20 protein-coding genes and 1 tRNA gene are annotated in these 21,768 nt (G+C 63.0%); 9 read left to right on the top strand and 12 right to left on the bottom strand.

Features of this window, described 5'->3' with window-relative positions; all coding sequences use genetic code 11:
- Positions 1–24: 24 nt before the first annotated feature.
- The 4 genes from pssA to I2H36_RS12545 all read left to right on the top strand — a co-directional run bounded on the left by pssA (position 25) and on the right by I2H36_RS12545 (position 2,198).
- A complete protein-coding gene (pssA, locus tag I2H36_RS12560; RefSeq protein WP_196264237.1) occupies positions 25–873 on the top strand; it encodes a CDP-diacylglycerol--serine O-phosphatidyltransferase in 849 nt (282 codons plus the stop codon).
- A gap of 111 nt (positions 874–984) precedes the next feature.
- Positions 985–1,602, top strand: a complete 618-nt coding sequence (locus tag I2H36_RS12555; RefSeq protein WP_196264305.1) for a Maf-like protein — start codon at positions 985–987, stop codon at positions 1,600–1,602.
- 214 nt (positions 1,603–1,816) lie between these two features.
- Complete coding sequence (gene yacG / locus I2H36_RS12550; RefSeq protein WP_196264236.1) at positions 1,817–2,020, top strand: DNA gyrase inhibitor YacG; 204 nt, start codon at positions 1,817–1,819, stop codon at positions 2,018–2,020.
- 102 nt (positions 2,021–2,122) lie between these two features.
- Positions 2,123–2,198: transfer RNA gene (locus I2H36_RS12545), tRNA-Phe, on the top strand.
- A gap of 200 nt (positions 2,199–2,398) precedes the next feature.
- On the opposite strand, the gene I2H36_RS12540 is transcribed toward I2H36_RS12545, so the two are convergent.
- Complete coding sequence (locus I2H36_RS12540; protein WP_196264235.1) at positions 2,399–2,593, bottom strand: hypothetical protein; 195 nt, start codon at positions 2,591–2,593, stop codon at positions 2,399–2,401.
- Between the two features lie 166 nt (positions 2,594–2,759).
- On the opposite strand from I2H36_RS12540, the gene I2H36_RS12535 reads away from it, so the two are divergent.
- The 3 genes from I2H36_RS12535 to I2H36_RS20035 all read left to right on the top strand — a co-directional run bounded on the left by I2H36_RS12535 (position 2,760) and on the right by I2H36_RS20035 (position 4,334).
- Entirely contained in the window at positions 2,760–3,179 is a 420-nt protein-coding gene (locus I2H36_RS12535) for a hypothetical protein (protein ID WP_196264234.1), read from the top strand.
- A complete protein-coding gene (locus tag I2H36_RS20040; protein ID WP_246718774.1) occupies positions 3,148–3,372 on the top strand; it encodes a hypothetical protein in 225 nt (74 codons plus the stop codon). The genes I2H36_RS12535 and I2H36_RS20040 overlap by 32 nt, the downstream gene beginning before the upstream one ends.
- Before the next feature lie 692 nt (positions 3,373–4,064).
- Positions 4,065–4,334 (top strand): hypothetical protein, encoded by a 270-nt coding sequence (locus I2H36_RS20035; protein WP_246718773.1) that lies wholly within the window; start codon positions 4,065–4,067, stop codon positions 4,332–4,334.
- A 118-nt stretch (positions 4,335–4,452) separates the two neighbouring features.
- Here the strand turns inward: I2H36_RS20035 and I2H36_RS12525 are convergent, their stop codons facing one another.
- The 8 genes from I2H36_RS12525 to hutI all read right to left on the bottom strand — a co-directional run bounded on the left by I2H36_RS12525 (position 4,453) and on the right by hutI (position 13,085).
- On the bottom strand, positions 4,453–5,244 hold the full coding sequence (locus I2H36_RS12525; protein WP_196264233.1) for an ABC transporter ATP-binding protein: 792 nt from the start codon (positions 5,242–5,244) through the stop codon (positions 4,453–4,455).
- Entirely contained in the window at positions 5,241–6,017 is a 777-nt protein-coding gene (locus I2H36_RS12520) for an ABC transporter permease (protein ID WP_196264232.1), read from the bottom strand. The genes I2H36_RS12525 and I2H36_RS12520 overlap by 4 nt, the downstream gene beginning before the upstream one ends.
- A gap of 102 nt (positions 6,018–6,119) precedes the next feature.
- On the bottom strand, positions 6,120–7,061 hold the full coding sequence (locus tag I2H36_RS12515) for an ABC transporter substrate-binding protein (RefSeq protein ID WP_196264231.1): 942 nt from the start codon (positions 7,059–7,061) through the stop codon (positions 6,120–6,122).
- 180 nt (positions 7,062–7,241) lie between these two features.
- On the bottom strand, positions 7,242–7,823 hold the full coding sequence (locus I2H36_RS12510; protein WP_196264230.1) for a HutD/Ves family protein: 582 nt from the start codon (positions 7,821–7,823) through the stop codon (positions 7,242–7,244).
- A complete protein-coding gene (gene hutU / locus I2H36_RS12505) occupies positions 7,823–9,487 on the bottom strand; it encodes a urocanate hydratase (protein ID WP_196264229.1) in 1,665 nt (554 codons plus the stop codon). The genes I2H36_RS12510 and hutU overlap by 1 nt, the downstream gene beginning before the upstream one ends.
- Positions 9,488–9,502: 15 nt before the next feature.
- Positions 9,503–10,342, bottom strand: coding sequence for an N-formylglutamate deformylase (gene hutG / locus I2H36_RS12500; RefSeq protein WP_425523304.1), 840 nt, complete (start codon positions 10,340–10,342; stop codon positions 9,503–9,505).
- The gene (hutH, locus tag I2H36_RS12495) at positions 10,342–11,871 is read right to left on the bottom strand and encodes a histidine ammonia-lyase (protein ID WP_196264302.1); all 1,530 of its coding nucleotides are present in this window, start codon (positions 11,869–11,871) and stop codon (positions 10,342–10,344) included. Before hutH ends, hutG begins: the two co-directional genes overlap by 1 nt.
- A gap of 11 nt (positions 11,872–11,882) precedes the next feature.
- Positions 11,883–13,085, bottom strand: a complete 1,203-nt coding sequence (gene hutI, locus I2H36_RS12490; RefSeq protein WP_196264228.1) for an imidazolonepropionase — start codon at positions 13,083–13,085, stop codon at positions 11,883–11,885.
- A 142-nt stretch (positions 13,086–13,227) separates the two neighbouring features.
- Between hutI and I2H36_RS12485 the strand changes: the two genes are divergently transcribed.
- Positions 13,228–14,586 (top strand): formimidoylglutamate deiminase, encoded by a 1,359-nt coding sequence (locus I2H36_RS12485; RefSeq protein ID WP_196264227.1) that lies wholly within the window; start codon positions 13,228–13,230, stop codon positions 14,584–14,586.
- An 18-nt stretch (positions 14,587–14,604) separates the two neighbouring features.
- Positions 14,605–15,309 (top strand): histidine utilization transcriptional repressor HutC, encoded by a 705-nt coding sequence (hutC, locus tag I2H36_RS12480; RefSeq protein WP_196264226.1) that lies wholly within the window; start codon positions 14,605–14,607, stop codon positions 15,307–15,309.
- A 490-nt stretch (positions 15,310–15,799) separates the two neighbouring features.
- On the opposite strand, the gene I2H36_RS12475 is transcribed toward hutC, so the two are convergent.
- From I2H36_RS12475 to I2H36_RS12465, 3 genes are all read right to left on the bottom strand, one after another.
- Positions 15,800–16,960, bottom strand: coding sequence for a cystathionine gamma-synthase (locus tag I2H36_RS12475; protein ID WP_196264225.1), 1,161 nt, complete (start codon positions 16,958–16,960; stop codon positions 15,800–15,802).
- Positions 16,957–18,333: a pyridoxal-phosphate dependent enzyme gene (locus tag I2H36_RS12470; RefSeq protein WP_196264224.1), complete on the bottom strand. Its 1,377-nt coding sequence runs from the start codon at positions 18,331–18,333 to the stop codon at positions 16,957–16,959. The genes I2H36_RS12475 and I2H36_RS12470 overlap by 4 nt, the downstream gene beginning before the upstream one ends.
- A 218-nt stretch (positions 18,334–18,551) precedes the next feature.
- A complete protein-coding gene (locus I2H36_RS12465) occupies positions 18,552–21,698 on the bottom strand; it encodes a right-handed parallel beta-helix repeat-containing protein (RefSeq protein WP_196264223.1) in 3,147 nt (1,048 codons plus the stop codon).
- Between the last annotated feature and the right edge of the window lie 70 nt (positions 21,699–21,768).

The raw sequence follows: 21,768 nt of genomic DNA, 5'->3' as shown, positions 1-21,768 counted from the left end.
CTGGCACCCCCTAGATGTCATGCCATGAGCGATCTTTTTCCTCCCTTCGCCCCCGATCCGAACGAGCCGCGCAAACGGCTCTTCAAGCCGGTTCCGGTTCGGGTCATCATTCCGAACATCATTACTCTAGTTGCCCTATGCCTTGGGCTCACCGCAATCAGGCTGGCCTTCGAGGGGCGCTACGAGCCGGCCGTCGTCGCTATCGTGGTCGCGGCGCTGCTGGACGGGATCGACGGCCGGGTGGCGCGCATGCTCAAGGGCACGTCCCGATTCGGCGCGGAGCTCGACTCGCTGGCGGATTTCGTCAATTTCGGCGTCACGCCGGCTCTCATCCTCTACAGCTTCCTGTTGAACGAGCTCAAGGCGATCGGCTGGATTGCCGTGCTGGTTTTCGCCATCGCGATGGTGCTGCGCCTTGCCCGCTTCAATGTGATGCTGGACGATCCCCACCGGCCCGAGTGGAAGAAGAACTTCTTCACCGGCATGCCGGCACCGGCCGGCGCGCTGACCTCGATGCTGCCGCTCTACCTCTCGTTCCTTGGCGTTCCAATGGGGCCTGCGGCCGCTCCGATTGCGCTGGTCTACCTGTTGGGCCTGGCCTTCCTGATGGTCTCCACCATCCCGGTCTATTCGGGCAAGACCATCGGGTTGAAGGTGCCGCGCCATTGGGTTCTGCCGATCTTCGTTTTGTCGGCGGCCGTTTTCGGGCTTCTGGCGAACTTCCCCTGGGAGATGCTGACGGTCATTACCGTGCTGTTCCTGGCCTCGATCCCCTTGAGCGTCATGCGCTACCGCCAACTCGACCGCGCCCATGCCGCACAGGTGGTGCCGCCACAGCCGGCAAGCTCTGAACCGGAGCCTCCTGCGGCTTGATTCATCTCCCCCTGGTGCCATGTTGTCACCGGGTCTAGCCTTGAGCCTTTGTGACCAATCCGGAGCGTGGAGAAAAAAGTGGCGTCGTCTTCCGAGGTGTCGAATCCCAGCATGCGTCCGAAGCTCGTTCTCGCATCCGCCTCGCCCCGCAGGCTTGCCCTGCTGCAGCAGGCGGGCATCGAGCCCGACGCGCTGCTTCCGGCCGATGTGGACGAGGCGCCGCTCAAGAACGAGAGCGCCAAGGAGTTGGCCAAACGCCTGGCTCGCTCGAAGGCCGAGGTGGCCCGGAAGGTGGCGCGCACGCGCGAAGACCTGAAGAACTCCTATATCCTTTCCGCCGATACGGTCGTGGTGGTCGGCAAGCGGGTTCTGCCCAAGGCGGAAGTGGCGGACGAGGCGGCAGGCTGCCTGCGCCTGCTCTCGGGCCGCCAGCATCGGGTCTACACCTCCATCTGCCTGATCACCCCCAAGGACACGATCCGCGAGCGCCTCGTAGAAACCCGGGTCCGCTTCAAGCGCCTGTCGCGGGACGAGTTCGAGCGCTACCTCGCCTCGGGCGAGTGGCGCGGCAAGGCCGGCGGCTATGCCATCCAGGGATTCGCTGGAACCTTCGTGGTCAAGCTCGTCGGTTCCTACTCGAACGTGGTCGGCCTGCCGCTCTACGAGGCCGTCGCCTTGCTCGACGGGGAGGGTTATCCCGTCCGCTTCTCCTGGCTCGACGCCGCCTGACGCTGCACTCCTGGGCTGAGGTTCGGTCTTGCATCGGGACAATGGACCAACCACCTAGCGCATCGAGCGGACCCAGAGGGTCGCGTCAGCGAAAAGTGAGCCCGGTTTTCCGCCTCGGACGATGCGCCAGCATATGAAAGTAGCATCGGACCCAAAAATGGAATCCACTTTTGGGTCCGATGCTTTAGCCTTCCGTGAAGAAAGGAGGCGAGAGATGAACGCCGCCAACGAAAACAAGCCCCTGACCTCGGCCGGCAAGTGCCCGATCTGCGGCAAGCCCACAGAGCAGCAGTACCGGCCGTTCTGCTCCCGGCGCTGCGCCGACGTGGACCTGAACCGGTGGCTGACCGGCAGCTATGCCATTCCGGTCGTCGAAAGCGAACCGGACGACCCGGACGAAGACCGCCGGGAGACATGATCCGATCTCGTTCGCATTTTTCTCCCTCGACCCGCTGGACAGAGGGTCTTTGTCTGACTATACACCCCTCCACGACGCGCACGGCCTCGCCGCGCATCGAATGCCCAGGTAGCTCAGTTGGTAGAGCATGCGACTGAAAATCGCAGTGTCGGCGGTTCGACTCCGTCCCTGGGCACCACTCTTTACTCTGACATCTCAAAGATTGAGCCCTCGCGCTGTTGGTGCAGACGCGTGTTGCGTCATGCTTGCAGCACAGAGGGCTAGAGCATCGTTGGTGCGGAAAAGCGGATCCGGTTTTCCGCATCAACGATGCTCTCATGTATAGAAGAAGCATCGGATCGATCCCAAAAGTGCAAATCCACTTTTGGGTCCGATGCTCTAGGAACGAGGCTTCACGCGCGCCACTACCGTGGTCTGCTCCGGCGCAAAAGCCTTGATGGCCCCGCCGAAGATGGCGCCGATCAGAAGTCCGCTGATGATGATCAACGGCAATTGCCGCCAGTTGATCTTTGGCCCTGGTAGAAGCCCACCCACGGTATAAGCCTCCTTCATACGCAACCGAACGACAGCCATACGGATCATGCGTTGGCAAGGCATGCTTCTGCGCCAGACTATCACACGGCTATCAAGAAAAGATTGGTTTTTCCTTTACCTCAAAAGAGGTACACAAATCCTGCGCCATGCCCAAAGGAGGGCACATTTCTAGTCCTAATGGCCAATGGCAAAGTGGATGCAGCCGATGACGGATCTGAAATCAGTGAAGGAAGTCATCCGTCAGACTTGGCGGGACGAGGAGATGGCCTCGGCAGCCTGCTATGGCATCGATGCCTATGCGAGGCGCTGGCCGTTCGTTTATGCGGTCAATGACTGGGACGTGTGGAACGAGCAGCGGAAGGGCTTGAAACCTGAGGTCAGCACCTGGCTGGAGCAGCACGGTGACGCCTGCGACTTCTACCACCTGCTTGGCGTCTGGGGCCTTGTCGGTTTCAAGAGCCCGAAGGCGGCCAGTCATTTCAAACTGCGCTGGTCCGGCGTGCTGAAGGCGGTGACATCCACGGGCGAGACCTGGAACCCGCATCCGCACAACAGCTCCTTTGCTCCGTCTCCTTATGAAGAGCCAGCCCTGCGTGCTCGTGGCGCTCAACGCGCTTCTCGCTGATTACGAGCCCGATCTGATTTCCGGTCTCGCCTACTTCCTCGCGCAGATCGCCCGGGCGATCATGCCTCTGGGGCTTTCGGTTGTGGAGAAGCAGTACACGCCCGCCTCGTCCATATCGAAGCGGTCTCCGCGGTTGCAGGTGCCGTTGACCGGATACTCGTCCTCGCCACAGCGGGCCGTGCAGCGGGCCTGAGAGGCGCATTCCTGCACGAAGACCCGCAGAACCGTTCCCGCCGAACCAGGCTTGCCCTCAGGACCCAGTTTGCCCTCAGGGCCGGGTGGGCCAACAGGTCCTGTCAAACCGGCAGGGCCGATCGGGCCTATGGGGCCAGGAGGTCCGATAGGGCCAATCTCACCGGCAGGGCCCTGCGGGCCGGGAGGTCCAGCGGGGCCTATCATACCTATGGTTCCAACAGGTCCAGGAGGTCCTGCAGGGCCTGAGGGACCAGCCGGACCAGGCTCTCCTCTCGGTCCCGGAACGCCTTGAGGCCCTTGAGGGCCTTGATGCCCTGCCAAACCTTGCGGACCTTGGGGACCGGGAGGCCCCAGGGGTCCTTCAGGTCCGATCGGGCCGGCTGGGCCAGGTTGCCCCTCCGCTATCGTGCGTGTCTCCGGGCTGCCGGGAGGACCAGGCGGTCCGGCAGGACCAATAGGGCCGGCTGGCCCCGGAGGACCATCGCGCCCAGCCTCTCCCTGGGGGCCGGGGAGACCGGTAACGCCCTGTGGTCCCTGCGGCCCTATTGGACCTTCCGGTCCGGCGGGGCCTTGGGGGCCTGGGGCTCCGTCGCGTCCGGGTTCGCCCTGAGGTCCCATCGGGCCGACCGGCCCAGGCTGAGCGGGGGGAATGGCTGCGGCGGTGGCAGCAGTTGAGGCGGCGGGGCCTCGTTGTCCGCAGAATCCGATCACCACCTGACGCTGCTCATCCTCGGCCTTGATGTTCACAATGCAGGTGTTGGGATGATAGGTGAGACGGAAGGTGAAGCGTCCGTTGGCATCCGTTCTCGTCTGATGCTGCTCGTCGAGCGTGATCGGCGTCTGGCGCGGCTTGCTCAACCGGCCAACAACACGCAACTCCCCACCCGTAATCATCGCTTGGTCGATCAAAATGTCAGCCATGGCGGGAGACATGCTCGTGATCAGGATGGATCCGGCTAACAGTCGCTTGAGCATCATGCCTTCCCCGTTCAGGGATACAAAGGTCGCCTGAACGGGGGAAGCGGGTCAATTCATCCGTAAGGGATATCTCGGAAGCGCGTCGCCCCCACAAACAATATCAGTGGACGCCTTCTGCCTGTATGGCCTCGACGCGGATTTCCTCTGTCAGCTGCGCCTTGAGGCTGGAGAACTCCGGCGTCGTCTTCATGGTGTAATGACGAGGGTGCGGCAGCTCGACGGGGATGTCCGCCTTGATGCGGCCGGGGCGGGCCGACATCACGATGACCCGGGAGGCCAGGAAGATTGCTTCCTCGATGTCATGGGTCACGAACAGCACCGTCTTGCGCTCGCGCTCCCAGATGCCGAGCAGCAATTCCTGCATCAGACCGCGCGTCTGATTGTCGAGGGCGCCGAAGGGTTCATCCAGCAGCAGGATCTCCGGATCGTTGGCGAGCGCGCGGGCGATGGCCGTGCGCTGCTGCATGCCGCCGGAGAGCTGCTTGGGATAATGGTTCTCGAAACCGCGCAGGCCCACCTTCTCGGTGTAGGAGGCGACGATCTCCTGACGCTGCGCCTTCGGTACGCCCTTTTCGCGCAGGCCGTAGGCGATGTTCTCGGCAATCGTGAGCCACGGAAAGAGGGTATAGGACTGGAACACCATGCCGCGATCGGCCCCAGGCCCCTTGATCTCGCGGCCGTTGAGCAGCACGCGCCCATCGGTCGGCCGGTCAAGGCCCGCGACGATGCGCAGGAGCGTGGATTTTCCGCAGCCGGACGGGCCGAGGATGGTGATGAAGTCGTTCTGCTCAACTTGCAGGTTCGTGGGCTCGAGCGCCCGCACGGGCACTCCGCCGCGCACGCCGGGAAACACGCGCGAGACGTTGTCGATCTGGAGGATCGTAGTGCTCATGCGAGCCTCCACGGGAAGAGCTTGCGGTTGACGGCCTTGAACAGGAAGTCGGAGATGAGACCGATGATGCCGATGATGATGATGCCGAAGATCATCTGACCCGTCGCGAGCAGCGCCTGGCTGTCGATGATCATGTGTCCTATGCCGGATGAAGAGCCGATGAGTTCGGCCACGATCACGTAAGTCCAGGCCCAGCCGAGCACGAGGCGCAGGATCTCGGCGATTTCCGGCGCATTGGCCGGGATGAGCACGCGCCTCACCACGCCCTTGTCGCTGGAGCCTAGCGTATAGGCCGCCTCGACGAGATCGCGCCGAGTGTTGCCCACCGCCACCGCTACCATGAGGATGATCTGGAAGACCGAGCCGATGAAGATGACGAGTAGCTTCTGCATCTCGCCGATGCCGGCCCAGAGAATGAGCAGCGGCACGAAGGCGGAGGCCGGCAGATAGCGGGCGAAGGACACGAAGGGCTCAACGAACGCCTCGAAGGATTTGTAGGCGCCCATCATGATGCCGAGCGGCACGGCGATGATCGCCGCGAGAATGAACCCGCCGACGACCCGCCAAACCGTGATGCCGATATCACCCAGGAAACCGAAACGCGTGAGCAGCAGCCAGCCGTCCTGAAGCATGGTGATTGGATCGGCTAAGAACGTGCGCGAGACGAAACCGCCGAGCGTCGCGAAGGCCCAGGCCGCCACGAAGAGGACGAAGAAGGAGATGCCGAGCGTGACGCGGGTGCCCTGGCTGACCGGTTCGAGAGGACGAGGCATGAAGGATCTGCTCTGCGCTCCAGGCGTGCATGCTGGATGCGCGTGTGAAGAATGGATCAGGCGGCGGTCCGCATGAAAGCGAGCCGCCGCCGGAGGAGTGCGTTATTGGATGAAGCTCGTATCGGCGAGCGCTTCCATGTCCGGCTTCTGCTTGATGATGCCGGTTTCGAGCAGCAGGTCGGCGGCCTCGGCCGAGAAGGTCTTGAACTCGCCCGCGAAGAACTTCTTGTTGGCCTCGCGATCCTGCCAGCGCAGGAACTGGGCCGACTTGCCGAAGGCTTCGCCGGTCTGCTTCACGTCCGCGCCCATGATCTCGTAGGCCTTGGCCTGATCCTTGGCGATCATGTCGAGCGCCTCGAAGTAGCTGTCGGCCAGGGCCTTCGCGGCCTTCGGATTGTCAGCGAGAAACTTCGGCGTGCAGCCGAAGGTGTCCATCACCATCGGATAATCGAGGGTGGTGGCGATGATCTTGCCGGCCTGCGGCGCTGCGCGCACGGAGGAGAGATAGGGCTCGTAGGTCATGGCGGCATCGTTCTGGCCGGCGATGAAGGCCTGCGCTGCCGGGCCCGGCTCCATGTTGACCACAGTCACGTCCTTCACCGAGAGGCCGTTCTTCTTCAGCATCCAGGCGAGGGCGAAGTAGGGGGATGTGCCGGGCGCGGAGGCGGCCACCTGCTTGCCCTTGATGTCCTTGATCGAGGCGATATCGTTCTTCACCACCATGCCGTCGGCGCCGAAGCTCTTGTCGAGCTGGAAGATCTGCTTGGTGGGAACGCCGTTGGCGTTCCACACGATCCAGGTCTCCACCGTGGTGGCGGCACATTGGATGTCACCGGACTGGATGGCGAGGTGGCGGCTCGCCTGCGGGACCTTCTTGATCGTGACGTCGAGGCCGTTCTTCTTGAAGATGCCGGCCTCCTTCGCGAGCGTCAGGGGCGCGAAGCCGGTCCAGCCCGAGATGCCGACAGCCACCTTCGTCTCCTGCGCCGAGACGGATCCTGCCGCCAGCGCCAACACGGCCAAACCACCCAATACCGCCTTCATTACAGCCTCCGTTATTTTAGTTCCCTGCCTCGTTCCGCCGGACGTTCCCTGGAAGTTTTGTCTCGCGGGCGGCGTTCTTCTGTGAGCGGGCGAATGGCACCATGCCGGAGCGTCAATGTCAAATGTATAGACATTTCATCCTGCTCCTGTTTTGGGCATCCGCCGCCGAAAATTGACCTTCTATGCTGAAGCCTCGGGCGCGATCTCGACGAGGATCGCCCGTCCCGTGCCGGAGAGCAGGATGAGGTCCTGCATCGCCCCCAGCCTCAGCGTGTCGAGCACTTGCAGCGAATGGATCGTCGAGCCGAGCGTCACGTCGAAGGGGCCATCGAGGGGCACGAGAAAGGCCGCGCAGGTCTCCTCAGACAGCAGCCCCACGCCGGATTCCACGAACCGGGTCCGATGCCGGAACTGGCCGCGCCGGGTCATGACGTTCAGATCGCGGATCGGCCCCGAGAGGAGCCGTCCGGTGGTGATGTCGTCGCCGGAAAAGGACAGCTTGGGAGAAGCCTTGTCGAGCGGATAGGCGATGCCCTCCACGTCGAGTTCGATTCCACTGCCCTCAACCACGATCAGTGTGCGGTCGATGCCTGGAAACATCGAGAAAGGCCCGTCGGAGGCGACATCCGCCATGCTGATGCGCCATCCGAATGTGTCGAAGCCGGAGCCCTCCGGAAAGGCCGCGACCTCCGCGGTCGTGCCGCCGCCGTTCTTCCAGGGAACACGGACGAGATCCTCGTTGCGGATGACGCGGGCGATCATCAGCCGAGGCTCGGCAGGTTGAGGCCGTGCTCGCGGGCGCAGTCGATTGCGATGTCGTAGCCCGCATCCGCATGGCGCATGACGCCGGTCGCCGGATCGTTCCAGAGCACGCGCTCGACGCGCTTGGCTGCTTCCGGCGTGCCGTCGCAGACGATCACCATGCCGGAATGCTGCGAGAACCCCATGCCGACGCCGCCGCCATGATGCAGCGATACCCAGGTGGCGCCCGATGCGCAGTTGAGCAGCGCGTTCAGCAGCGGCCAGTCGGAGACCGCATCCGAGCCGTCCTTCATGGCCTCCGTCTCTCGGTTCGGGCTTGCGACCGAGCCGGAATCGAGATGATCGCGGCCGATCACGATGGGGGCCTTCAGCTCGCCCTTGGCCACCATCTCGTTGAAGGCCAGTCCCAGGCGATGACGATCGCCCAAGCCCACCCAGCAGATGCGGGCGGGCAGGCCCTGAAACTTGATGCGTTCCTTCGCCATGTCGAGCCAGTTGTGCAGGTGCTTGTTGTCGGGCAGCAGCTCCTTCACCTTGGCGTCGGTCTTGTAGATGTCCTCCGGATCGCCCGAGAGAGCGCACCAGCGGAACGGCCCGATACCCCGACAGAAGAGGGGGCGAATATAGGCCGGCACGAAGCCTGGGAAGTCGAAGGCGTTGTCGACGCCTTCCTCTTTCGCCATCTGGCGGATGTTGTTGCCGTAATCGAGAGTGGGCACGCCGGCCTTGTGGAAGTCGAGCATGGCACGCACGTGCTCGGCCATGGATTGCTTGGCGGCATGCTCCACGGCCTTCGGGTCGGTCTCGCGCTTGGCCTCCCACTGGGCAAGCGTCCAGCCCTTCGGCAGGTAGCCGTTGATGGGATCGTGCGCCGAGGTCTGGTCGGTGACCGCATCGGGACGGATTCCGCGGCGGTAGATTTCCGGGAAGATCTCGGCGGCGTTGCCGAGGAGGCCGACGGAGACCGGCTTCTTGTCGCGGCAGGATTGCTCGATGATCGCAAGAGCCTCATCCAAGGTGTCAGCGCGCTGGTCGACATATCCGGTGCGCAGGCGCATCTCGATGCGGCTCGGCTGGCACTCCACCGCAAGGCAGGAGGCGCCGGCCATCGTTGCGGCAAGCGGCTGCGCGCCGCCCATGCCGCCGAGGCCCCCGGTGAGGATCCAGCGGCCGGAGAGGTCGCCGTTATAGTGCTGGCGGCCCACTTCCACGAAGGTCTCGTAGGTGCCCTGCACGATGCCTTGCGTGCCGATATAGATCCAGGAGCCGGCCGTCATCTGGCCGTACATCATGAGTCCCTTGCGGTCGAGCTCATGGAACTTATCCCAGGTGGCCCAGTGCGGCACGAGGTTGGAATTGGCGATCAGCACGCGCGGCGCGTCCGCATGGGTGCGAAATACGCCCACGGGCTTGCCCGACTGCACGAGCAGCGTCTCGTCATCATTGAGATTCTTGAGGGCCGCCACGATGCGATCAAAACTGTCCCAGTCGCGGGCAGCGCGGCCGATGCCGCCATAGACCACGAGCTCACCGGGCTTCTCGGCGACCATCGGATCGAGGTTGTTCATCAGCATGCGCAGGGGCGCTTCCGTCAGCCAGCTCTTGGCGGACAGGTCGGTGCCGTGGGGAGCGCGGATCACGCGGGCGTTGTCGATACGGGTCATGGGATGATCCTCGGGTCAGGCTTTGGATTGAGCGAAGGCAAAACAGGTCTGGAGAATGAGGGTGAGCGCGGAACGCATGGGCGCGGCATAGGCCTCGTCGTAAGCGGTCGGCCATTCGCCTTCCGCAACAGGTCCGAGCGGCTCGCGCATGTAGCCGCGACAGGCGAGCTCCATCTGGACGGCATGGACGCCGGCCTCCGGGTTCCCAAGGCTACGCGTGATGTAGCCGCCCTTGAAACGGCCGTTGACCATATGGCTGAAACTGCTGCCCACGCAGATCTCCTCGATGGCATCACTCAAGGCCGGCGCGCACGTGGCGCCGCCGTTGGTGCCGATGTTGAAGTGGGGCAGGGTGCCGTCGAAGAGGCGGGGTATGACCGAGCGGATCGAGTGGCAGTCATAGACCACCACGCTGGGGTGCCGGGCGCGCAGGCGCTCGATCTCGGTGCGGAGCGTTGCATGATAGGGATCGAAGAAGCGGACGCGACGCTCGGCGACTTCCTCCGTCGTCGTGGGCTCCGCGCCAGGTTCGTAGAGCGGCTCGCCGTCGAAGGTAGTGGTGGGGCACAGCTCCGTCGTCGCCTGTCCCGGATAGAGCGACACGCCGGAGGGATCCCGGTTCACGTCGATCACCGTGCGGGAGATGGTCGTGCGGACCACCGTGGCGCCGAGTCCGGCGGCGAAATCATAGAGCTGCTCTATCCACCAATCCGCATCCTTGCGCGCGAGCCAGGGCGAGACAAGGCCGCGCTCGTACTCGGCCGGGATATCTGTGCCGGTATGCGGCAGGCTCACGACGAGGGGCGCGTCGCCACGGATGACGGTGAGCCAGTCCGGAAGCTCCGTGTTCATCATTACGCCTCATCCGTGACGAGCGGCAGCACATCTCCGCCGACCGCATCGGCAAGCCCGCCGGATGCGACGAGAGCCGTGGCCACTTCCATTTCAGGCGCCATGTGCCGGTCGTCTTCAAGATGCGGAATTTGTGCACGCAGCAGGGCACGGGCGCGCTCCAGGCGCTCGCTCGATTGCATCGGCGCGTGGAAGTCGCAGCCCTGGACGGCGGCTAGGTATTCGATGCCGATGACGTTCGCGGTGTTCGCCGCCATCGGCAGCAGCCTGCGCGCGCCATGGGTTGCCATGGAGACATGGTCTTCCTGGTTGGCGGAGGTCGGAATCGAGTCGACGCTCGCCGGATAGGCGCGCTGCTTGTTTTCGGACACGAGGGCGGCGGCCGTCACCTGCGGAATCATGAAGCCGGAATTGAGACCGGGCTTCGGCGTAAGAAACGCCGGCAGACCTGAGAGGGCAGGGTCGACCAGCATCGCGATGCGCCGCTCGGCGAGCGAGCCGATCTCGCAGAGCGCCATGGCGATCATGTCGGCGGCGAAAGCCACCGGCTCGGCATGGAAGTTGCCGCCGGAGATGACCTCGCCAGTCTCCGAGAATACGAGCGGATTGTCGGAGACGCCGTTCGCCTCGGTGCCGAGCGTCTCGCCCCCCTGACGCAGCAGATCGAGCACGGCGCCCATCACCTGCGGCTGGCAGCGCAGGCAGTACGGGTCCTGCACCCGGTCGTCGTTGGTGAGGTGCGAGGCGCGGATGGCGCTGCCCCGCATCAGGGCACGCAAAGAGGCCGCCACCTCGATCTGTCCGCGATGCCGCCGCAGCTTCTGGATGCGTTCGTCGAACGGCCCGTCCGATCCCTTGGCGGCATCGGTCGCGAGCGCTCCGGTGACGAGAGCCGCGCGGAAGACCCGCTCGGCCTCAAACAATCCTGCGAGTGCCAGCGCGGTCGAGACCTGCGTGCCGTTGAGAAGCGCCAAGCCTTCCTTGGGGCCGAGCGTCAACGGCGTGAGACCGGCACGCGCGAGAGCGGCCTCCGCCTTCACCCGCACGCCATCGACGAAGAACTCGCCGACGCCCATGAGGGCGGCTGTCATATGAGCCAGCGGGGCGAGATCGCCCGAGGCGCCGACCGAACCCTGGCCGGGAATGACCGGGATCAGGTTTGCCTGCAGACAGGCGGTCAGATGCTCGATGGTGGACCAGCGCAGGCCCGACGCGCCTTGAGCGAGGCTCGCGAGTTTCAGGGCCATTACCAGACGCACAACAGAAACAGGAAGCGGCTCGCCGACGCCGGCCGCATGAGACAGCACGATGTTGCGCTGGAGCGTCGCAAGATCGGCGGTGCCGATGCGCACGCTCGCGAGCTTTCCGAAGCCCGTGTTGATGCCATAGACCGGCTCACCCTTCGCGACGATTGTCTCGATGGTTTTTGCGCTCGCCTCGACGGCCCTGCGGCAATCCTGGTCGAGCGCAATGTCGGCACCGCGATAGACGCGGCGCCAGTCGGCCAGAGTGACGGAGCCGGGGTGAAGCATGATGGGTTTTGTCACTGTCCCCTCCAGACACGGGCGTGAAGCGGGTTGAAGCCGATGCGGTAGACGAGCTCCGCCGGCCGTTCGATGGTCCAGATGGCGAGATCGCAGATTTTGCCGGGCTCGAGCGTACCGATCTCATCGAGCCTACCCAGCGCACGCGCGGCCTCGCGCGTCACGCCCGCAATGCATTCTTCGACGGTCATGCGGAAAAGCGTCGCGCCCATGTTCATGGTGAGCAGCAGCGAGGTGAGCGGCGAGGTGCCGGGGTTGCAATCGGTCGCGAGCGCCATGCGGGTGCCGGCCTCGCGGAAGGCGGCAATCGGCGGCAGCTTCGTCTCGCGCAGCATGTAGAAGGCCCCCGGCAGCAGCACCGCCACCGTGCCGGCCTTCGCCATCGCGGCGGCGCCTTCCTCGTCCGTATATTCGAGATGATCGGCCGAGAGAGCTCCATAATCGGCTGCGAGCTTTGCGCCGTGCAGGTTGGAGAGCTGGTCGGCATGAAGCTTGATCTTGAGGCTTAGTGCTTTGGCGGCATCGAACACCCGCGCGGTCTGCTCGGGAGAAAACGCGATGCCTTCGCAGAATGCGTCCACTGCGTCGGCCAGTCCATCGCGGGCCAGAGCCGGCAGCATCTCGCGGCAGATCTTCTCGATGAAGGCATCCTTGTCGCCGTTCGCCTCCGGCGGCAGGGCATGGGCGCCGAGGAACGTGGTGGTGACGGAGACGGGGCGTTCGTTGCCTAGGCGCCGCGCGGCGCGCAAAGAGCGGGCTTCCGTCTCAAGGTCGAGCCCGTAGCCTGACTTGATCTCAATGGTGGTGCAGCCCTCGGCAATGAGGTGATCGAGCCGGGGCAGGGCGCTCGCCACAAGCTCGTCCTCGCTTGCCGCGCGCGTGGCTTTCACCGTGGACACGATGCCGCCGCCGGCCCGGGCAATCTCCTCATAGCTCGCACCCTTCAGGCGCAGCTCGAACTCGTGTGCGCGGTCGCCGCCATAGACGAGATGGGTATGGCAGTCGACGAGGCCGGGCGTAATCCAGCGGCCCTCGCAGTCGATCCGCTCAGTGGCGTTCCAGCCAGCGGGGAGGTCTTCCGCCGGCCCGGCGAAAGAGATGCGGCCGTCCGTGGAAGCAACGGCGCCGTTCTCGATAATCCCGAGACCGTCGCCCTTGAGCGTAGCAAGGCGGGCGTTATGCCAGACCCGATCGAAGCGCATGTTCCTGCTCCGGTTCGTTTGCAATTATGTCTATACATAAAAGCAAACAATCGATATTGTCTAGACGTATTCGATCGGCTCTGATGGTCGGGCGGCGGCATGGCTTTTTGGCGGCTGCCGCTTTGCAGAAAAGGTGACAGCCATGCGCAGGCTCATTCTCGATCATGCCCTCCTTGCCCATGGCTGGGCCCGGAATGTCGGCCTCGACGTCGAGGGCGGGACGATTGCCGCCGTGCATCCGGATGCTTCGGCCAAGGATCGCGAACGTGTCGCCGGGATCACGCTTCCCGGATTGCCGAACCTGCACAGCCACACCTTTCAGCGCGGCATGGCGGGGCTTGCGGAAACCCGTGGTCCGGAGGGCGACAGCTTCTGGACGTGGCGGCAGGTGATGTACCGCTTCCTCGGTAAGCTTACGCCGGACGATGTGGAGGCCATCGCGGCCTTCGCCATGATGGAGATGCTGGAGGGCGGCTTCACTGCGCTCGCCGAGTTCCACTATCTGCATCACGATGCGGACGGCCGCCCTTATGCCGACATCGCGGAGTTGTCCGGGCGCATTTCAGCTGCCGCGGGGGAGACGGGCATGGGCCTGACGCTGCTGCCTGTCTTCTACGCGCAAGGCGGCTTCGGCGGCGTTGCGCCGACCGAAGGGCAGCGGCGCTTCATCAACGATGTGGAGAGCTATGCCCGGCTTCTCGAAGGTGCGCGCAACGCAGTCGCTGGCCTCGACGATGCGGTCGTCGGCATCGCACCGCACAGCCTGCGCGCCGTCACGCCGGAGAGCCTTAGAGATGTCGTTGCGATGGCAGGCGAGGGGCCGGTCCATATCCACATCGCCGAGCAGGTGAAGGAGGTGGAGGATTGCCTTGCCTGGTCGGGGCAGCGCCCGGTGGCGTGGCTGCTCGATCATGCCCCGGTGGGTGAGCGCTGGTGCCTGATCCACGCAACCCATCTCGATCCGGAGGAGGTCAGGTGCATTGCTGCGAGCCGCGCCGTGGCGGGCCTGTGCCCGATCACCGAGGCCAATCTCGGAGACGGCATCTTCAAGGGCATCGATTATCTCGCGGCCGGTGGGAATTTCGGTGTCGGGTCGGATTCCAACATCGAGATCTCCGCGTCGGGAGAACTCAAGCAGTTCGAGTACAGCCAGCGCCTCAAGCACCGCGCCCGCAATGTGCTGGCCGGGCGTGAGGCGCAGTCGACGGGGCGCAGCCTCTACGAGAAAGCGCTGGCAGGCGGAGCCCAGGCGCTCGGCCGGCGGATCGGTGCGATTGCCGAGGGGCATCGCGCCGACTTGGTCGTGCTCGATGCCGATCATCCCGATCTCACCGCCGTGTCGGGCGACCGCTGGCTCGACTCCTATGTGTTTGTCACTGGTAGGGCCGCCATCGATACGGTGTTCGTGGCGGGCGAGCCTGTGGTAAGGAGCGGCCGACATCTGAACCGCGACACGATCCGTGGTCGCTACACGAAGGCCATGACCCGCATCCTCGCCTGAGAAAAGACTGAAGGCAGCATGAAACATCTGCACCAGCGAATCCGCGACGACATCGAGGCCAAGATCATGTCCGGCGAGTGGCCTCCGGGGCACCGCATTCCCTTCGAGCACGAGCTGATGGCCGAATACGGCTGCTCCCGCATGACCGTGAACAAGGTGCTCTCGACGCTCGCCGCCAACGGCCTCATTACGCGACGGCGCCGCGCGGGCACCGTCGTGGCGGAGCCGAGCAGCCAGCAGGCGGTGCTGCAGATCCAGGATTTTGCCCTTGAGGCAGCGCGCGCCGGGGTCGAGTATCGCTTCAAGATCCTGAGCCGCTCCATCGAGTCCATCGACGCCGCCGCCGCGCAGCGCACCGGCTTGCCGGCGGGCACGGAGATGCTCTGCCTCTCGACCCTGCACATCATGGACGACGTACCCCAGGCGCTCGAGCAGCGCCTGATCGACCTTGCCACCGTGCCCGAGGCTGACAAGGAGCCGTTCAAGGACAGCCCGCCGGGCACTTGGCTGCTGCGGCGCGTGCCGTGGACGGATGCCGAGCATATCGTCCGCGCCGTCAATGCGGACGGTGCCATGGCGAAAAAGCTGCAGATTCAGAAAGGCGCAGCCTGCCTCATGCTGGAACGGCGCACTTGGCAGGCGGGCGCCTTCGTGACCGAGGCGCGCATCACCTATCCTGGCGACCGGCATCAACTCGTCGGGCGGTTCTCGCCGGTTGCGTGACGATGTCAGGCCTGATGTTCCTATTTTGTTCTTGACAATTCTCCTAGCCTCGGCTATATCGTTGTGCAGATCTGCTCCTGTCGAGGGGCGCGCTCGCGAGGCGTCGCAGTGTGGGGGCAGACACGGTCCTGTGGTGCGGCCTCGCAAGCCGCATCGACAGGAGGCCCAGGCTGTGGGCCGGTGGTCGGAATCGGTTCAAGGCCCCTGTCGAGCAGATGGGCAACGCCTTGAGCGGTCACCGGGCTGGTCTCGCCTGAACGCCTAAACAAGCCGTGCGCGAAGAGGCACTCCGGCTCTTCCATTCACCTTCCATCATACCGCACAGGCTCGCAGCTCACGCTGCGGGCCCCAAGGTGCTGGCTGTTTGACAAGAGAAACCCGCCCTGACTTTCACGGATGTAAGCCGGGGAGGCCATAGAGCACTGTTCCTCAGGCAATCATCGTCACCGGCGGAAGGCCGATGATGACGAGCAGAGAACAGGCTTGGGTTTTATGAGAGCGCGGAGCGCAGATCCTCGATCAGGTCGTCTGCATCCTCGATGCCGACCGACAGGCGCACCAGACCGTCGTCGATGCCGAGTTCGGCGCGCACTTCCGGTGGCACGGAGGCGTGGGTCATGATGGCCGGGTGCTCGATGAGGCTTTCGACACCGCCAAGGCTCTCCGCCAGCGTGAAAAGCTGGCAGCGTTCCAGGAAGCGCGTCGCACCATCGAGCCCGCCCTTGATGCGGGCCGTGATGATGCCGCCGAAGCCGCGCATCTGGCGCTTGGCGAGCTCGTGCTGCGGATGCGAGGCGAGGCCCGGATAGATCACGCCGTCCACGCCTGCATGAGTTTCCAAGAAATGAGCGATCTTGAGCGCCGAGGTGCAATGCCGCTCCATGCGCAGCGACAGGGTCTTCAGGCCGCGCAGGGCCAGGAAGCTGTCGAACGGGCCGGAGACCGAGCCGACGGCGTTCTGCAGGAACGCGATCTTCTCGCGGATTTCCTGTTTCTGGCCGACGATCACCACGCCGCCGACCATGTCCGAATGGCCATTGAGATATTTCGTGGTGGAATGCACCACGATGTCGAAGCCGAACTCGAGCGGACGCTGAACCCATGGGCTGGCGAAGGTGTTGTCGGCCACAAGCCATGCGCCGTGCCCGCGCGTCGCCGCTGCAATCGCCTCAAGATCCGCGAGCTTGAGGAGCGGGTTTGTCGGCGTCTCGACCCAGACGAGCTTGGTGTTGGGGCGCAGGGCCGCCTTCACCGCATCCGCATCGCCGAGGTCCACATAAGTAATCTCGAGTCCGGCCGACTTCCGGCGCACGCGCTCGAAGAGGCGCCGGGTGCCGCCATAGAGATCGTCGGACGCGACGATGTGCGAGCCGTGCTCCAGCATGTCGAGCACGGTCGCGCTCGCGGCGAGCCCTGAGGAGAACGCGAAGGCTGCAGAGCCGCCTTCGAGATCCGCGATGCAGCGCTCGAAAGCCATGCGGGTCGGGTTCTGTGAGCGAGCGTACTCGAAGCCTTTATGAACGCCAGGGCTCTCCTGCGCGAAGGTGGAGGTGGCGTAGATCGGCATCATCACGGCGCCGGTGGTGGGGTCCGGAGATTGGCCCGCATGGATGCAGCGGGTGGCGAAATCGAGCTGGTTGCGGGTGGTCATTGGGGCTGGATCCGGAAGAAGTTGATGAGGTCGATGCGGGTGGCGAGGCCCACGAAGGCATCGCCATCCATGATCACCGGCACGAGACCGGCAGCGAAAAGGGGCAGAAGTTCCCGGACGGGCGCACCGGCGGCGATGGTTTTCAGCCGCGTCACCATCACGTCGCGCACCGGCTTGTTGAACACGCTCTGCGGCGCGCCTTCGTTGGCCACCAGCGCGTCGAGGATGTCGCTTTCGTCTATCAGGCCAACGACATGCCCGTCGTCAATCACGGGCAATTGCGAAACGTCGGAGGAGCGCATGCGGGCGAAGGCGGAGCGAAGGGTCTCGCTAGGCGAGACGAAGATGGTCGCGCCTTCACCAAACGGGTTGATCACCACATCGCGGACCGTTCCGGTCACCTTGCGGTCGAGCCAGCCTTCCTGGGCGATGAAGGCATCGTTGAACACCTTCGACAGGTACTTGGCGCCCGTATCGCAGACGAGGGTGACGACGCGCTTCGGCTCGGTCTGCTCGCGACAGTAGCGGAGCGCCGCAGCCAGGAGCGTGCCGGACGAGGAGCCCGCCAGGATGCCCTCCTTGCGCAGCAGTTCGCGCGCTGCCGAGAAGCTGTCCTTGTCGGTGATGGAATAGGCCTTCTTTACCAGGGAGAGATCGCAGTTCGGCGGCACGAAATCCTCGCCGATGCCCTCGACCGCCCAGGATCCGGCTTCCGTCATCTGCCCGGTCTCGACCAGCGGCGCCAGGATCGAGCCTGCCGGATCGGCGAGCACCATGGCGGTCTTGGGCGACGCTTTCTTGAGGTAGCGCCCAACGCCGGTAAGCGTGCCGCCCGAGCCGACGCCGACCACCACGGCATCCACGTCGCCATCCATTCCGTCCAGAATCTCCGGTCCGGTGCTCGCCTCGTGAGCAGCCGGGTTGGCAGGGTTCTCGAACTGATTGATGTAGACGGCGCCCGGGGTCCGGCCGGTGATCGCCTGGGCGAGGTCCTGGTAATAATCCGGATGGCCCTTGCCCACGTCGGAGCGGGTGATGACGACCTCGGCCCCGAGGGCCTTGGCGTGCAGCACCTTTTCGCGGGACATCTTGTCCGGCACCACGAGGAGGGTGCGGTAGCCCTTGCTGGCGCCGACCAGCGCCAGACCGACGCCCGTATTGCCTGCGGTGGCCTCGATGATCGTGCCCCCAGGCTTCAGACGGCCATCGGCTTCGGCCGCTTCGATCATGGCCCGCGCCGGCCGGTCCTTGATGGAGCCGCTGGGGTTGGCGCTCTCTAGCTTGAGGAAGAGCTTGCAGGGACCCGTGTCGAGGCTTGTCACCTCCACGAGAGGGGTCCGGCCGATCAGGTCCAAGGCTCCATGGGCAGCCATATTAGGCATCTCTCACTTGTGAAATACGTTATTTGTTGTTTTATGACGTGAAACTTTCTCGTGATTATAGGGATCAACGTAAATTGTCACCTGCTCTTCCGATCACTCAACTGCGATCCGTACAGTTGGATCCTTGAAGAATTTGGCTTCGAAAACTCGAGCGCAGAAATACGAAAAGCCCCGGCTTTTGGCCGGGGCTTAGTTTAAATAAGGCGTCGTCAGATGACGAAGAAGTCCTTGTAGGTAAGGGCGACCTTATTCGACACCTGGGCGAATTCCACTGCCTGTTTTGAGCCGGACCCGTCCGCATCGTAGGAGAGAACACCTGTCTTCTTGTTATAGATCAGGTAGTCGTCCCGCTCCCGCGCCTTGGTGCCGGTGACGAAGAACTCCTTATCCAATTCCGTCGGGTTGGAGAGCGTGCCGCTGCCGAGCTTCTTGAAGACACTGTTGTCGAGCAGGAAGCTGTCGTACTTGACGTTGAAGTCGACAACCGTGTCGAAGTTCACCTTGCGGTCCGTCGAGGCGGTTCCGAGCCGCGTGTTGAACATGAAAGCATCGCTTCCGGCGCCGCCATAGAGTCGATCGTTGCCGGACCCGCCATTGACCACGTCGTCGCCAGTGCCGCCATAGACCCGGTCATTGCCGCTGTCGCCGTAGACCCGGTCATTGCTCGAGCCGCCATCGACAGTGTCGTGTCCGGAGCCGCCGTAGACCCGGTCTATGCCAGCGCTGCCATAGACCTTGTCGTTGCCGGCGCCGCCATAGGCTCTGTCATTACCGGTGCCGCCATAGACCAGGTCATTGCCGTCGTCACCATTGACACGGTCATCACCGCCGTCGCCGTAGACTTTATCGTTGCCGGTGCCGCCGTTGAGGCTGTCATTGCCAGCGCCGCCTTTGATGGTGTCGTTGCCGCCCAGACCCTTCATCACGTCGTCGATGTTGTCGCGGCCGGTGAGGGTGTTGGATCCGGACGTGCCGTTGCGCACGACGACATCGTTGCCGGTGTTGACCGGCGGCGGCGGAGGCGCCACCGGGTTCGGTACCCATGTGTCGCCAACAAGCTTGCCGTCCGCAAACTGAAGGATCTCGATGTTCAGCAGAGTGTCGGTACCAGTGGTGCCGCCGGCGATGGTCCTGTTCACGCCAGCCCCGGTAATCGTGTAGCTTGCGCGGTTGCCGCTGTAGAGAGCTAGGTCGGCACTACCAAGGCTGCCATCCAGGGTGTCATTGCCTGCTCCGCCATCGAGAGTGTTGTTGCCTGCGCCGGCATCCAAAAAGTCGTTACCGTCGCCGCCCCTTAAGGTGTCATTGCCGCCATAGCCATACAGCTTATTGTTCGCGCTGTTGCCGACGATGAGGTTGCTGAGCTGATTTCCTGCGCCTTCGGTCGCGGCTCCAGTAAGCGACAGATTCTCCACATTGGCGGTCAAGGGGTTGGAAGTGAGGATCGAGACAGAACTGATGATGGTGTCATTTCCTTCTCCATCTGCTTCCGAGACGATATCTTCACGGCGATCGACATAATAGGTGTCATTACCCAACCCACCCTTCATCGTGTCGGCTCCGCCGCGCCCGTCGAGGGTGTTGTTGCCGGCGTTGCCGTTCAGAATATTGGCGACAGCATCTCCATACGCAGCAATGTCGGTCGTTCCAGTCAGCGTCAGCTCCTCGACCTCATCCGCGATCGTGTAAGTGATACTGCTGAAAATGCGGTCATAACCACCGCCGACGTCCTCGTTGATGAAATCGCCGATGTTGTCGACAATATAGAGGTCGTTGCCAGTGCCGCCGACCATGGAATCGGCACCAGAACCACCATCAAGGGAGTCGTTGCCGGTTCCACCCTTGAGCGTGTCGTTTCCGCCGGCGCCAAGAATAGCGTCTGCACCATCTAGGCCTTCAAGAGTATTTCCAGCACTATTGCCGATGAGGATGTTGTCGAGCTCGTTTCCGTAACCGTTGATCGCCGCGATCCCGGTCAGGGTCAGGTTCTCGACGTTCGCTTCGAGGGTGTACTTGGCCGAAGCGAACACATGATCGATGCCTTCGTCAGGGTTTTCGGTGACCACATCGTCTGTTTTGTTGACATAGTATGTGTCATCACCTTTGAGGCCAGCCATCGTATCGACACCAGCAGAACCGGTCAGCGTATCTGCGTTATCCGTTGCCGTTCCACTGGTCACATTGCCGGTGATTTCAGTTCCTGTTGGTCCTGGCTTAGTATTTTCAGGTTCCTCGCGGATCGCATAACGCGCATCCTCCGGGTTGATGACATTGTTCAGGATCTTCGTGCCGGTCGAGTAGTAATTCTTCTCCGGATTGGTCAAAGGATCGTTGTCAGGATTGCCGTCTGGGAAGTCCAGTCGCAAGTCAATCTGGACTTCATCATACTTACCGATGACTTCCTGCGAGTTATTCGACAGGAAGCTGTCCTTGAGAACTGTGTTGACGGAGCCTTCGATGCGCACGCCATAGCGCATGTTTTCGTAAACATTGGCCCCGCTGATGGTCACACTATCAGAAAGTTTAACCAGAATTCCTTCTCGAGTGTTGCCATAGTACTCACCCCCGATGATCTGCACATTCGTGACATGGGCAATCTCCGCTTCATTGCCGCGCTGGATGTCGCCGCGTTGAATGACGATTCCCGCGCCACCGGTCGCACCCCAGCCATTGTCATAGGCAGTGTTGTTCTCAAGAGTGATGTTGCTTGAGGCATTCTGGATGTTAAAGCCATGGCGGCCGTTGTTGTAGGACTCATTACCCGAGTAAACGCCTCCCACGACGCCGTCCGCCACGAAGCCGTCTTTCCCGTTATTGTGAGCAACAGAGTTTGTAACTGTGAAATTATAGGTGATCTCGTGCGGGTTGATGCCATATCCCGTGCAGTTCATCACCTCCACGTTATCGAGAGTGATATTGCTCTGTTTGCGGCCGGAGCTGTCCTCCTTAATGCCGCAGATGAACCCGGCTTGTTCTCCTAGGTTGTTTTGGCGATTGCCGTCGATGACGAGATTCGTGATCGTGACATTGTCGACGCTTACAGTATCGGTCCGCACAATGCCGTTTATTTTGGCATCGTAGTTATTTTCGAGTTTGACAATCGTCTTGTGGTCACCCGATCCAGATAGCTTAACCCCGGACAGGAGTTCGATAGCACCATTCGACGCATTGGTCCTGTCTCCCGTGACGACCCAAGTCCCTGCGCCGAGTTGGACCTCCACTTGGCCCCCTTGCGGGTTTTTCAGATACTCGGCATTCGCTTTCGCAATGGCGTCTTTGATCCGAGCAACGTTCTCTGCCGCGGCCTGTTCTTCATTCGGATTGCTCGAGGGGCCTTCGAGAGTAATGAATGCCATTATTTCGTATCCTTCTTGAATGGGTCGAGGAGCTTGCTGGCATGCGCCATCGTCACCGGAACGTCGTCCA

Source organism: Microvirga terrestris (genome assembly GCF_015694425.1).
In the GTDB taxonomy this organism is placed as follows: Bacteria; Pseudomonadota; Alphaproteobacteria; order Rhizobiales; family Beijerinckiaceae; genus Microvirga; species Microvirga terrestris.
This window is presented reverse-complemented; position numbering and strand designations above follow the sequence as displayed.